At 43.1% G+C, this 13,941-nt stretch carries 7 protein-coding genes; 3 read left to right on the forward strand and 4 right to left on the reverse strand.

From position 1 onward, the window contains the following. The first annotated feature begins 87 nt into the window (after window positions 1-87). Complete coding sequence (locus QWZ08_RS07765) at window positions 88-1,551, forward strand: coiled-coil domain-containing protein (RefSeq protein ID WP_290336756.1); 1,464 nt, start codon at window positions 88-90, stop codon at window positions 1,549-1,551. Window positions 1,552-1,588: 37 nt separating this feature from the next. Here the strand turns inward: QWZ08_RS07765 and QWZ08_RS07770 are convergent, their stop codons facing one another. Next, window positions 1,589-1,846, reverse strand: a complete 258-nt coding sequence (locus tag QWZ08_RS07770) for a hypothetical protein (RefSeq protein ID WP_290336757.1) — start codon at window positions 1,844-1,846, stop codon at window positions 1,589-1,591. A gap of 65 nt (window positions 1,847-1,911) precedes the next feature. Continuing rightward, window positions 1,912-2,205, reverse strand: a complete 294-nt coding sequence (locus tag QWZ08_RS07775) for a hypothetical protein (protein WP_290336758.1) — start codon at window positions 2,203-2,205, stop codon at window positions 1,912-1,914. Between the two features lie 284 nt (window positions 2,206-2,489). Here QWZ08_RS07775 and QWZ08_RS07780 point away from each other — a divergent pair, with 284 nt between their 5' ends. Further along, window positions 2,490-5,129: a zinc-dependent metalloprotease gene (locus tag QWZ08_RS07780; protein WP_290336759.1), complete on the forward strand. Its 2,640-nt coding sequence runs from the start codon at window positions 2,490-2,492 to the stop codon at window positions 5,127-5,129. Between the two features lie 946 nt (window positions 5,130-6,075). Here the strand turns inward: QWZ08_RS07780 and QWZ08_RS07785 are convergent. Further along, on the reverse strand, window positions 6,076-8,484 hold the full coding sequence (locus QWZ08_RS07785) for a glycoside hydrolase family 9 protein (RefSeq protein ID WP_290336760.1): 2,409 nt from the start codon (window positions 8,482-8,484) through the stop codon (window positions 6,076-6,078). Window positions 8,485-8,874: 390 nt separating this feature from the next. Here QWZ08_RS07785 and QWZ08_RS07790 point away from each other — a divergent pair, with 390 nt between their 5' ends. Continuing rightward, window positions 8,875-10,050: a BamA/TamA family outer membrane protein gene (locus tag QWZ08_RS07790; RefSeq protein WP_290336761.1), complete on the forward strand. Its 1,176-nt coding sequence runs from the start codon at window positions 8,875-8,877 to the stop codon at window positions 10,048-10,050. A 156-nt stretch (window positions 10,051-10,206) separates the two neighbouring features. On the opposite strand, the gene QWZ08_RS07795 is transcribed toward QWZ08_RS07790, so the two are convergent. After that, the gene (locus QWZ08_RS07795; RefSeq protein WP_290336762.1) at window positions 10,207-13,389 is read right to left on the reverse strand and encodes a reprolysin-like metallopeptidase; all 3,183 of its coding nucleotides are present in this window, start codon (window positions 13,387-13,389) and stop codon (window positions 10,207-10,209) included. Window positions 13,390-13,941: the final 552 nt, after the last annotated feature.

Below are 13,941 nucleotides of genomic sequence, written 5' to 3' on the forward strand. Positions count from 1 at the left end.
AATTACAGAATTTGTCAGTACTATTTTTGAATTCGGAACTGTTGATAGCCTACATTTACATCCGCAGCAATGCAAAAAAATATGCACATGGACGGTAATCTTGATAATCTTAAACGACTGCTCGAAAGCATCAAAACAATTGGCTTTTGGGACCGGCTTTTTGGCTGGAGAAAAATCAACAATCAATTGATGGATGCAGCTGCCGACCTGCAAAAACTGGTTTCAAATAATGATAATTTAAAAGCCGGTCTTTACAACCTCGAAGCAGTTAACAACGGGCTTAACAAAGACCTGGCAATTAAAATTGAGTTGCTTATAAAAAACAATGCAGAGGTGGAAAGACTGCATTCAACAGCCCAAACTTTAAACAGTACCATATCCAGTTTTACCGCCGACCTTTCTGCCGCCAAAGAAAATATAAAAGGCCAGGAAGCACAGATCAATCAGCTTTATACAGACAATGCACTGTTAACAGAAAAGAACAGTCAGTTACATGCCGAAAACAAAAGACTGACCGAAAATGCCGGAACCAACACACAGACAATTTCAGCCCTCGCCCAACGAAAGAATGAGATAGAGATTGAACTGGCTGAAATAAAAAAAGATATACAACATGTACAGCTTGAATTAAGTGAAGTAAAAAAACAAAACATACAACTCAGCAGTGATGAAGCCTTCCGGCAACAACACCATTCCAGTTCACTGGCATCGCTGACAAAAATTCAGGACCAAATACAAACAGAACGCAGCAGGGAAATTGAAGAAAGAAATAGTAAAGCAATTGAACACATCAGGCAATTAAAAGAAACCTGGAACCGGCACCAGGATAGCGCAAAGAATAGCATCAAATCCATCTGCCAGAAGCATACGGTGCAGTATATAGAAAAAGTGCCGTTTAAAGGTGAGCCAGATAATACCTTACTGATATGTGATGAATACATTGTTTTTGACGCCAAGAGCCCGGGCAGCGATGATCTTTCAAACTTCTCCAACTACTTAAAAGACCAGGCTGAAAAAGCAAATAAATATGCCAAACAGGAATTGGTGAAATCGGATATCTTTTTTGTTGTGCCCTCCAATACGCTCGACTTTCTAAATACGTTCGTTTACCGGCATGGCGATCATAATGTGTACATCATTTCTGCTGATGCTTTGGAGCCGGTAGTGCTGGCATTAAAGAAGATTGAAGAATACGAATTTGCAGAGCAATTAAGTCCGGAAGACAGGGAAAATATTTGCCGGGTGCTGGGCCGTTTTGCACATCTCTCAAAAAGAAGAATACAGGTGGATAGTTTTTTTGCAAAACAATTTATAGAGCTGGCCTACAAATGCGAAACTGATTTACCAAAAGATATACTGGACAGTGTAATTGAATTTGAAAAGGCGGAGAAGCTAAATCCACCGCAGGAGAAAAGGATAAAATCAATCCCTATTGCTGAGCTGGAGAGTGAACATAAAAAAATTAAACAGGAAGCGGAAAGCAAAGGCATATTGATGGAAGATGAAAATATTTTTACAAGCATTAATGAACTGCCATTGTACAAAAAATAAAAGAACTTCACCACCTAAAAAGTGTAATCAACTGGTATTAAAACCGCCTGCCCAACACAAGCGACAAGTGAGAAATATTATCTCCGTTGGTATCTATTTGAAAACCCGCCATTGTTCCCAGTTGCAGCCGGTTTCTAAATGTGTAATTGTATTGCAGCTGAAGGCTTGCGCCGGCAGCATATGTTCTTTGTGGTGTGGTATTTACAATATACAGTACCGGCATTGGCAGTCCTGTACCGGCAGGATAAAGTATCCCCAACTGATCAAAATAGGAGGACGATTGAAGCCTTACCAACCCGCCAGCCTTCAGTTGAAATTCGTGCCGGCTGGTGCGAATGAAACTATAGCCTGCCAGACATTCTATTTGAAAACCGGCAGTCGTATACCTGAATGATCCGTCGTTTGTGTGCCCCGTGGATCAGTATAATAAAGCGGCTCTGCCCCGTCATGAATCGTGCCTCCCAATGCAATTGTCCAGGAAAGTTTCTTACGGAAGTATTTTTCGTATGCGACAGCAAAGCTCACTCCCTTATTATCACCGGTACTATGGGTACTGCGTCCGGCAGCAATTTCAATGGTGTGTTCAGGAAGTTTTATTTGTGCAACCAAAGTATTTGAAACAAACAGCAGGGCGAGGAATAACAATGTTTTCATATTTTATTTTTTGCAGGTTTGAATTATCACGTAATGATGAAAGCTGCTAATCAACACGTTACTTTTTATATTGTTGATATTACAACATATTGAAGATAAGGCGTTCTTTTAATGAAGATACAAGGTTATGTTATTAGTGCCTTTTTTATCCACATTAACACAATAAAAACATTGCTTTTCTGCTTTACCATCTATATTAGTAACTGTTCTTTATTCTACAAAATATATCGTGCATCATTTGCGGCAATTGAATTGTGATGAACGATTAAAACCTATAACCAGGCATGGGAAAGTTGTACAGTAATAAGTTAATTGCAGGCGTTATTTGTTGCGTTCTTTTTACATCCTGCTCATTGGTAAGAAAAAACAGCGGCCGGTCGCAAAGCACGGCTTCTTTCGAAATAAAAACGGACCCCTACTATCAACCCAAAAAGAAATCTTTTTTTGAAAACCTGCTCAAACAGGGCACTGCCAATAAAGGCCTTTGTAACATCTATAAAAAAGACGACCGCTTCTATTTTGAAATACCCGACTCGCTTTTTGAAAAAGACATCCTGGTTGTGAACCGCATTGCCAGGGCAGCTGCACAGGTAAGGCCCGATCATGAATACGCAGGTTATGGGGCCGACCAGATTGGTGAAAACGTAATCCAGTTTTATAAAGGCACCAACAATAAAATATTTATCAAAAAGATTGATTATTCCGGCAGCCGTGCTGCGGACTCCAGTGATAACGGTATGTTCAGGGCCGTATCCAATTCCAACCTGTCTCCTATTATGGCGGCCTTTGATATCAAAGGTTATGGGCCCGACTCTTCCAGTGTACTGGTTGATATGACAGATTATATCAACAACGACAACGAACTTTTTTTCTTCAGCGGTCAGCAAAAAAGGCTGTATAGTTTAGGCGGCCTGCAAAACGATAAATCGTATGTGCAGGGTGTTTCTTCCTTTCCGCTGAACATAGAAATAAAAACCGTAAAAACTTTTTCAAACGGTAATTCGGGTATGGCGCAGTCTATGCCCTATTTAACGTATGAGCTCAATACCTCCATGGTGCTGCTGCCAAAAATACCCATGAAGGCCAGGGCGGTGGATGAAAGGGTTGGTTATTTTGGAAGAGGTTATGTTGATTTTGACATTCCTCATCCGCAGGGCTTCAATGGCACCTGGCTGGTAACCCGCTGGAGGCTGGAGCCTAAAGAAGAAGACCTGGAAAAATATTACCGGGGCGAATTGGTAGAACCCAAAAAACCCATAGTTTACTATATAGACCCGGCCACGCCCAAAAAGTGGGTGCCGTATTTAATACAGGGTGTAAATGCCTGGCAAAAAGCGTTTGAAAAAGCTGGCTTTAAAAACGCCATTTATGCACAGGAAGCACCGTTAAACGATCCTGAGTGGAGCCTCGAAGATTCGAGACACAGTGCCATTGTTTACAAAGCTTCCTGGGTACAAAACGCCAGCGGACCAAACGTAAATGATCCACGCACGGGCGAGATACTTGAAACGCATATCAACTGGTATCATAACATCACCGAAATTCTGCATGACTGGTATTTTATACAGGCTTCACCAAGCGACACGGCCGCCCGCAAAATGATTTTGAGCGACAGCCTGATGGGTAAATTAATAACGTTTGTCTGCAGTCACGAAGTAGGCCATACGCTTGGGCTGGCGCATAATTTTGCTTCTTCTGCCACCGTGCCGGTTGATAGTCTGCGTAGCAAAAACTGGGTGGATTCCAATGGCATTTGCCCTTCCATTATGGATTACGCCCGTTTTAATTACGTGGCCCAACCCGAAGATTGTATGACCGAACAGGAACTCATTCCCCGCATCGGCGCCTATGATGAATGGGCCATTGACTGGGGCTACCGATGGTTACCGCCTATGAAAAACGCAGCCGCAGAAAAAGAGTATTTAAATCAATGGGTAATAAAAAAGCTGGAAGACTCTTCATTATTATACGCCTACAGCGGCTCCAGTTGCCAGGCAGAAGATTTGGGTGACGATGCCGTGAAGGCAGGAAAATACGGCATTAAAAATTTAAAACAGATACTACCCCAATTACTAAACTGGGCAAAGTTGCCAGACGAAAATTATGACGCCGCCGGTAAAATGGAAGATCAGCTGATGTACCAGTATAAACGCTATTTATCGCATGTGAGCCAAAGTATTGGTGGCCGTTATTTAACGCCCAAAACCGTGGAGCAAAAAGGCAATGTGGTAGACTACGCAGACCGCAGCAAACAAAAGGCGGCCGTTAATTTTTTGCAGGAAGAATTATTTAAAACACCCAGCTGGCTATTCAATAAACAATTGTATGCAGCAACCGGTGGTGCAGGTTATATGGATGTGCTGAACATTCAGAAAGATGTATTGAATGAAATCATGTCGCCCCGTATCATCAACCGCATGATTTATTTGCAGGCATTACAACCGTCCAAAGCCTACACGCCCAACCAGTTTTTTACCGATCTTGAAACCGGCATATGGTCAGAGTTAACCACCAATAAACCAGTTGATCTGTACCGCAGGAATTTACAAAAAGCTTATGTGGCGCAGTTATTAAGCCTGCAGGATGGTATAGAATCAGCCCAGGGCAATAGTTATGCTGCTGATTTGGGCATGATCGATTTACTATCTGTTTTAAAAGCGCATAAAGCACAATTGGCAAAAAAGATTGACAGTGCCTTATCAATGTGCAAAGACGAAGAAACAAAGTGGCATCTGGCAGATATAGCAGGCAGAATCAAAAGCAGTTCAGCAATCGGTTCGCAAAACTCCACCCGCCCGGCCAGCAACAACGCATTCAATCAACAATCTTTACAAGATGCCATGCGGGATGAGATTCCCACACTTGAACAAAAAATGCAGGCAAAGCAAACCAATTGCTGGGGCAGAATGGATCAAGAAAAATAATTGTCCGGGCCAAGAAGTTTTGTGGTTCTGTGTAGGCGTCGCACTCTTGTACAGTTGTTTTTTATTGCGGCTTTGGCGTTCGGATTTAACAAGTCCTCCTTTATTTGATAAATTCTTTAATCGCAACTTCAGCCGACTTTCTTTTGATGTTGGCTCTTGTTAATTTATTGCTTTCGCCTCCACAGCCAGCGGGCTGCCTAACTGGAACGCCGCTGCTTTGCTTCTTTCAAAAAAATGATCCGCCGCGGCGGATTTTTTTAGTTCCGGCAATCCGGAACCGTTGCAAAAGAGGCGGCTTATCCATTACTGTTTTCAGCCCGAGCCAGTAACTTGTAAGCTTCTACAGTTAGCCCGGCAGCAATTTGTACTTAAGCCGTAACAAGTCCAACAATAGAATTACTAAAGCTGAAACCACTTTGCACAAAAGCTACACAAAGCTGCAAGCCAGCAACGGGCTGTATTCGTTGCTGGCTTGACTTTTTTTTGTTACTTTTTTTGTGTCAAGACAAAAAAAGTAAAGTAAGGATCAACAATTAAATAAATATCTGCAAGTTAAATACAGAATAAATCCAGCTGGCGCAGGGCTCTGACAGTAAGTCCTCAAAATCGTTGAGCCAATCAAATTCCGACGATTAAAAAGACACTTCCCATCTCAGCAAAAGCCGCTGTTGTGTCTCATGACCAACAGCCGGAACGTTGAATCGCCAATTACGTTGAATTCGCCTTATACTTGATAATTTAGATTCGCAATATTAGAATGCCCGCACATTATTGAACATATCATCTTGCGCAGCTTCGGTTGTTGGTCAGGAGACACAACAACGGCGCCCGAGGGACATGGAAATTATTTGAATTGATGAGCTAATACCAACAACGGCAAAAAAAATTGTGGCATAGCGGTATATTTTCGGTAGTTGATTATGAGTACTAAAGTAGGGCTTTGTTTTTAATCCTTCAAAATCGCTGCCACCAACCACATCACACCGGCTGTAGTATGCGTCCATATCTCTTTGTACGTAGCGTTTACCTGCATGGGCATGTAAGGCTGGTCTTCATTTTCAAAGGTTTCAATTCCTACCGGTACGGCTCCTGCTACGTCGCCGGCATAGGCTCCATACAGGGGCGGATAGTCATAGCCATCACCATAAATAGTACTCATGGCAAAAGGATTATAACCGACAATATATTCCAGTTGCCTCGTAGCTATCTTTTTTAATTCGGGATCACCTAATACACCGGATAAAAGAAAAGCTGCTTTGGCTTTTCCCATCAGCACCGCATGAAAGCCACGGAACTGGTATGCCACCGGAAAACGGCGCAGGTAAAAATTGCCACCCAATGGAATACCATTTTTTACCTGTGCATTGTACTCTTCCATCGAAGGCATGCCCACCTGGTCACCTTCATGATAAATACCTGTGAAATCGGCGTTGTTTAATTCATAGACAGCGGCAGGCAAAATACCGTAAGGTGATGCCAGCTTTGCAATAGCATGCAGGTAGTCTGCATAGGCCTGGCAGGAAGCTTTCCATGCAACCGCATCCGCATGTTGTGGTGCATCGGTCAGCAACATGGTCAGCCCTTGTATCATCAGCTCTTCATTGCTGCGATGAAAAAATTCCAATATGCGTTTCTTTTGTCTCGATTCATAAAAAAATCCATGCAGCGGTACTGACCAATCAGTACGTCTTCCTTTTTGCTGGCAATCCATCACAACATGCGCATACTGAACTGCCCAATCCAGGTAACGTTGTTCCTTTGTGAGGCGGTACAAATGCATGGCAGATACCGTTGCCTGCGCATACAATTCTGTTTCATTTTTACTGGTTGCAAACATGCCCAGCATATCATTGGCAAAAGTAAAATCTTCAATGGCACTATTGCGGCACCAGCGTGCAAATACCGTGTCGGTCTCTTTGTAAAATGGAACGGCCATGGCACAGTAAGAAGCTGCGATAAAATTATCAAACGGGTTGTTGGTAGCCTTGCCTTCAATATCATCTTTGGTGCCGGCGATGTTATCCGTCCAGATACCAATGATCAATCCGCCTTCGCGGTAGCCATCGCCAAAACGCGTGCTTATTGTCCAGTTCAACCCCCAGCGTGCTTCTTCCAGCAGGCGCTCATACAATTGCTTGTTTTTGTTTTTAACCGAAGCTGCCAGTTGCAGCATCGCCATGCCACCACGGGCGGTGTTCCCCACGCCCTGTGTTAAATCTGCTGCATCATGCCAGCCGCCATTCACTGCTATTTTTCTTCCATCAGGATGAACACAAAAAACATCCTGGTGACAGGCCTGGTGAATGCCGGGTTGGTCGTAACCACATCTTTCTGCATAAAAGAAATTGAGTGTATGCCATGCCGTCGCCAGCCAGGCATCATCGCCGATTGCAAAGGGTTTGGTTTGGCGGTTGCCTGTCTTCAGTGTGTAATATCCGGGAGTATTAAACGAGCTGAAATCCAGCTGCACAAAACCACTATCCATTTTTTTCCCTTCTCCTTTAAACATCACTTTATTTTTTTCATTGAGCAGCTGAAAAGTAGTGCCGGTGGTATTTTGCACCAGTGCCTGTTTGGACGCATTGCTTGTATAACCACTATGACTATAAGCAATTGCATCTTTCCTCAAAGTAAAACCCCTGCTGTTTTCAGGCTCCACTTTTTCTATGCGCATATCATCCACATATAATTTCAATTTATCAGCAGCACCTTTTGGTGAACCTGTCAGCATTATGTTGACAGAAAAACCGGTTACCGAATCACGGTATAAATCGGGCATTTCCCAAACAATGCGATGCCATTTGCCGGGATAGATTGTTTCAAAATGCTGACCTTCAAAACGGCCGGGCGTGGGCATGATATGTTTACCACCGTTGTATAAAGTACAGCCTACAAAAACAGAATAGAAGCCCGGCGCATCGGCATATACCCAAACAGAAAAGCGGTTGAAGCCGGTTAAATTTTCTCCATTTAAAGGCCGGATCATTTCTGCAGAAGCATAACTTCTGTTGGTTGGATTTTTTATGGCAAGAGAAGCAGGCGTTTCCAGCACGATGCTGCCGCTTGCTGATTTTGTAATATCATGATTGATATGGATTGTACCAGGTCCATTAATCTTTAACGCATAAAAGTCATCAGCCAATGGTAAAATCCTGGATTGTTCCACCGGCTTTTTTAACCACCTGGTCAGCCCCGCATTGGCAGGGTCATTTTTCATAACCGTCTTCAGGTATTGACTTTCCTCCAGTTGTTTTTGTAAAGCAGGATCCTGGGCGGTTGCTTTTTTGGCAGTTAAAATAAAACAGCATTGAAATAGAAACAGGATCCGAAGAAATTGATGTACAGGTAAATTCATAATAAAAAATTGGTTGTAAAGATCATCGTTTTTGATAACTATTTACTGAATTAAACAACCATGAAAACTGTGCTTGCCACAAGGATTTACCGGCACAAATAATTAGTTTGAAATTTACGGAAGTCAGGACAGAGAGTTTAGCCTCCGCCAGGCCCGGTCGTTTTGGTTTAAAATTTGTTTTTTGCTATTGCGATGAACGAAAATAAAATAATAGATAAGCAGATATTAATATCCCCAAACCGTAATTCTGTACGTTTAGTTGTGATGCCAATAGCAGTGTTATTAATGCTGCTATGCAGCAGCAACTATAGTTACAGCCAATCGATGCCTGTTGATATAGTGAAGGTGGATTCGTTACACCATCCGGAATTAAAACCTGAATTTACAGTTATGAAACCAGTGAGTGAATATGATGTAGCTGACCTGGGTCGGGACATTTTTTACCCAAAGGGGAAGCTGAAGGTAAATAATAAGAAACCATCGGGCATAACGGTGATACCCAATATTGCAGCCAACCCTACTATTGGTTTTCAGATAGGCATTAAGGCAGTGGCCGGCAGAAAACTGGGACTTGATCCTGCCACTTTTATGTCGGTGGCCGCTACATCCATTTCCATTACAACCAAAGGCATCATCTATTTTTATATCAACCACAATATCTACACGCCGGGTAACAAATGGAACCTGCAGGGCAGCCTTGTGACAGCTAAAAGTGTAACACCTGATTTTGGATTGGGCATCGGCGAGGGCTCCGGTAAAACCGACGCTGATTTAGTGCTGAGTAACCCTACCCGAAAGGGGTATGTGCTGCATTCGCTGTATTTTAACTTCAGGGAAAAAGTGTATAAAGAAATACAAAAAAATCTCTTTGTTGGGGCAGGCGTTTCGTTCGAAATAAGAAAAAATATTGAAGACAGGTTACATGGTGCTACAGCCTTAACACCCTACAATATTTACAGCGACCAACATGGCTTTAACCGCGATCATTACAGTTCCAACGGCCTTTTATTGAATGTACAATATACTACCCGGGACAACCAGAACCGTGCCTATAAAGGCATGTATGCCGATGCAGGTTTTCGGTTAAATCAAACCTGGCTGGGCAGTTCAAAAAATGCATTGCAATTTTTAACGGACTTTAGAAAATACTTCTCCCTTTCATCCAATCACCCGGAGCATGTGTTGGCATTCTGGAACTGGGGGTCCTATTTAGTTAGCGGCGTACTACCTTACCTTGAGATAGCTGGTACGGGAAAAGATGCCGGATTCAGAAGTGGCCGTGGTTATACTGTTGCCTATTTCAAAGGCACGCAATACAATTACTCCGAAATGGAATACCGTTTCCCGATAACCAATAACAAGTTTTTAAGCGGCGTTGGTTTTTTCAATATGCAAACCGCCAACGATGCATTCGGTACAAAATTATTTGAGCGATGGCAACCCGGCGGTGGCGCTGGTTTACGGGTACTGTTCAATAAACACACCCGTACCAATCTCTGTTTGGATTATGCGTTTGGCAAATACGGTTCAAAAGGGTTTTTCCTGGGCTTGAATGAAGCATTTTAAATTATAACAATTAACGTGAAAGTCAATTACCTGATGATCGACCATTTTATACAAACTACTTTTCACAATTTCATCGTTTTAAAAAAATAACCCCGGAAGCAATGCATGCCAGCCGGGGTTAAAAAACCGACGATTCAAATCATAGAGATTTGCTGCCTACCTTTTCATGGTCTTAATCAATTTCATTTGCTGATGTTGTTTGCCTTGTATTAACTGTACAAAATAACCGCCCGGTGCATAACCCGATCCAATACTGGTTGTTGAATTGGCATTCACGGTTTTTATTTCCAGTAGTCTGCCATACACGTCGGTTACTTTCATTACAACTTTTTCTGTTGAATTATTACTCTTTACCACCACATTAAAAATGCCCGTGCCGGGATTTGGAAATACCTTGCCTTCAAGACCCGCAACATTTTCCTGCGCCGGTAAAATTCTTACCACCGCGAGGCTGTTATCATGATTGACAATCACATGTGTCGAGTCCATGCTTTTATTTCCGCAGTCGTCGGTTGCTGTAATGAAGATGGTATAAATCCGGCCATTACCTGTCCCGGCTCTTTCAGCCCGGATAGATACCTGGTGGTTATCCTGCACAATCCAATCGGGGGCAGTATCGCCATCACCTGTGCCATTCACCGGCTCATTGCTTGCAACCTTTAGTGCAGTCGTTACTTTTGCAGGCGGTGAACAGTTGTCCACAGCTGTGTACCCAATGAGCACTTTATTCATTTTATGATCGGGAGGCCATAAAGAGGAAGGCGTAGCAGTAATGTTAGCAATTACCGGTGCAGTTGTATCCTTAACAGTAATAAGCTGGTTGTGACTGGTTGAATTGCCACAATCATCTGTCAGTGTCCATTTCCTGGTAATGGTTTCGTTACCAACACAACTGCCTGGTACAGGTGCTCCATCTGTAAATACGGCATTCAGGGTATGGTCACAATTATCTGCTTCATCCGTAACGTCTCCTGTAACACTTACAGTAACATTCTGATTGCAATTCGCATCTTTATAAATAGTAATAGCTGGTGGTGCTGTAAAAGTAGGCGGAGTTTTGTCGGTTACCGTAATGGTTTGGTTATGAACAGTAGTATTGCCACAGTCATCTGTAAGTGTCCATTTCCGGGTCATGATTAATTCGCCTTCGCAAGTACCGTTAGCGACTGCATCAGTGAAAGTAGCATTGAGCGTAGCATCGCAGTTATCTGCTTCATTGGTTACATCACCTGTTGTTGCAACCGGCACAGTGTAATTACAGTTGGCATCTTTAAATATTGTTACATTGGGCGGAGCAGTAAAAGTGGGCGGTATATTATCTCCCGTGGTAAAATTGACGTTTGAAATATCGAAGAAAACATTGCCAATGGCTTCTACTTTTATGCGGGCCTGGTTGCTGATTGTGCATGGTATTGTAACGGGGGCCGAGCCATTATTGGGAGTACTTGCAACCAGCACAGTTGGAAAAGTATTTCCGCCATCTGAAGACATCAGTATTTTTACATTGGCAACATTTACAGGTGCCACATTGGTATTGGCAACATCCCATGTAACCGTATGTACCCCCGGGCACCAGGCAACGGCCGTGTTCGGCGATGTTACCACAAATGGGCCTGAGGCACCGTCTACATTCAAAGAAACCGAAGCATATGCGACTCCACCACCACCGGCCCTGTTATCACGGGCAGTAAGCCTGAAATTTAAAGTACGGGTATAGCCGGGCAATATCTCCCCCAGGGTTTGTGTGTTATTGAGTATATCTGACAATTTAGGAAACGTTCGGGTAGGCAAATTACCCGGCGGAAAAAATCTGAATATGGGTGCATTGCCACTGGGTGAGTTGGGAGCTCCTGCCGGCCCCAGGTCGAACTCTTCGTATTCAAAAGTCAGTGGGTCACCGTCGGGATCAGACCCTGAACCGGTTAAAGTAAAAGGCGTACTTTTTGGAATGGTAAATCCACCGGGGCCGGCATTTACAGCAGGTGCATTGTTACCTGTAGGCGTTGCAACACCGCAGGCACTCGCCGTGCCTGTAGAAGTGTATGCCACGATATCATCAAAACTTTTAGACGCAAAAAAAGCATCACTGTGTGGCTGCAAGTCATCACTGCCGCATATACCGGCATAACTCATTATGGTGGTTCCACTGCCGGGTTCATAGGCTGAGCCCGCCGCATATTGCCCCGCCGAACAGGAACCCTGGGTACCATTCCAGGTATGCGGGCAGTTAAACTGGTGCCCCATTTCATGTGCTACATAATCAATATCAAAAGGATCTCCCACAGGGCTGCTGTTACCTGTAACACCATACGCTTTAAGGGAATTATTACAAACAGAATTATTTACGGCACAACCGCCGGCGCTCATGGCAAACAAATGGCCAATATCGTAGTTGGCGCTTCCGGTAACGGCGTCAATATTGGTTTGGTTCTGCGGACGAAGATCACATGCACCTGATGCCGTGTATGGGTCGCCCGCTGCGGTAAGATAAATCAATGCATCATCGCCCGCTATGATATTCATATGTACCGATACTTCTTTTTCATACACACCATTCACGCGGTTCATGGTAGTCACCATTGCCGCCAGTGCAAGCGCTTTGGTACCCCCTTGAAATGTAGTATAATTATGATCTGCAGCCAATGCAAGCCTGTAAGTATGTAACTGCGTGCCTGATGAAACCAGTTCTTTGCCTGCATAATCTGGTACTTTTTTTTGCGGGGCTGATTTCATCTTAAGTATATCCTCTCCGGATGCCTCTTCTGAAAAATTTTTACGGCCGGCCGGCACAAAATCTTTTTTATAATAACTGATGTAGTTAGCCACGTCTCCTTTGCTGTAAGGATCGATAAAGACAGTACCTTTTGGTGATAGAATCATGGCATGAAAACCTTTGGGTGTCCAGTCAAAACGAACCGTCGCCGCAGGATCTTCAATGCCCTGGCCCGAGTAGGTTTTTATTTCCGGGTATTTTTTCATCAGCGCAGGTTCCATAACAGGCGATTCCACTACCCTAAAATTTTGATACGATCCGTCGGGCATTGGCAGGGTGATCGTTTTGCCTGAATTACGAATTGCAACGCTGCTTTCCATCGGAAGTGATTTTAACAGACTTTTCAGTGTTGACTGATTCAGTGCGACTGTTCTGTAAACACGGGGTACAATCATGCGGGCACCCTGTGCAGCCCTTATTTTTGTTTCTGCAACATCCGACCATAAGGATTTTTGCTGTGCGGATGCAGGTGTACTTATAAAGATCATGAGAACGATGGCGGGCAAACATGATTTTAGCCCGTGCTGCAGTATTGACTTTTTTGAAAATAAAAATTCTGATTGCATAATTAGAATAGTTTAGAATGACCAATTTTTGATTAATTAAAAACGTACAGAATGATTACCAGGGGAAGCTGTAAGATGTGCGATCTACGAGTGTCAAGATATAGTATTCAAATACCAAATGCAATAGTTCTTAATAAATATCCTGAATTTATTTTTTAATGCAACTCAATACCCGTAAGGGTTACATCAAATTACCACTCTTAAAAATCTTATAAACTACCTGCAATGGAGTACTTCAGCATAATATAAATTTGGACCAATTATTTTTTTTACCAGATACATGTCAAATGCTACCGGTTATAAAAAAAGGCAGGTGATCGTTTTTATACGAACGCCCTGTCAGGATGAATTTACTTTAGCCGGTAGAAATTGCGGTCAAGGCAGGAAGGGCAAATCAATCAATACAATTTTTCATTTCCTGCCCGGGGGCAAAAATGAAAAATTGATTGTGTGAGTGTAAGTTGGATGAAAATTATCGGCAACATAGGGTCCAGGGAGTAACCTGTAATCGTTTAGTATTACATGTGTACATCCCCGGAAATATTGTTAGTA

Origin of the sequence: Ferruginibacter paludis (assembly GCF_030409685.1) — a bacterium.
Classification (GTDB): Bacteria; Bacteroidota; Bacteroidia; order Chitinophagales; family Chitinophagaceae; genus Ferruginibacter; species Ferruginibacter paludis.

Coding starts and splice junctions, on each gene's coding strand:
- QWZ08_RS07785 (WP_290336760.1), bottom strand. CDS start 8,484: ATGAATTTACCTGTACATCAATTTCTTCGGATCCTGTTTCTATTTCAA.
- QWZ08_RS07795 (WP_290336762.1), bottom strand. CDS start 13,389: ATGCAATCAGAATTTTTATTTTCAAAAAAGTCAATACTGCAGCACGGG.
- QWZ08_RS07765 (WP_290336756.1), top strand. CDS start 88: ATGGACGGTAATCTTGATAATCTTAAACGACTGCTCGAAAGCATCAAA.
- QWZ08_RS07790 (WP_290336761.1), top strand. CDS start 8,875: ATGAAACCAGTGAGTGAATATGATGTAGCTGACCTGGGTCGGGACATT.
- QWZ08_RS07775 (WP_290336758.1), bottom strand. CDS start 2,205: ATGAAAACATTGTTATTCCTCGCCCTGCTGTTTGTTTCAAATACTTTG.
- QWZ08_RS07780 (WP_290336759.1), top strand. CDS start 2,490: ATGGGAAAGTTGTACAGTAATAAGTTAATTGCAGGCGTTATTTGTTGC.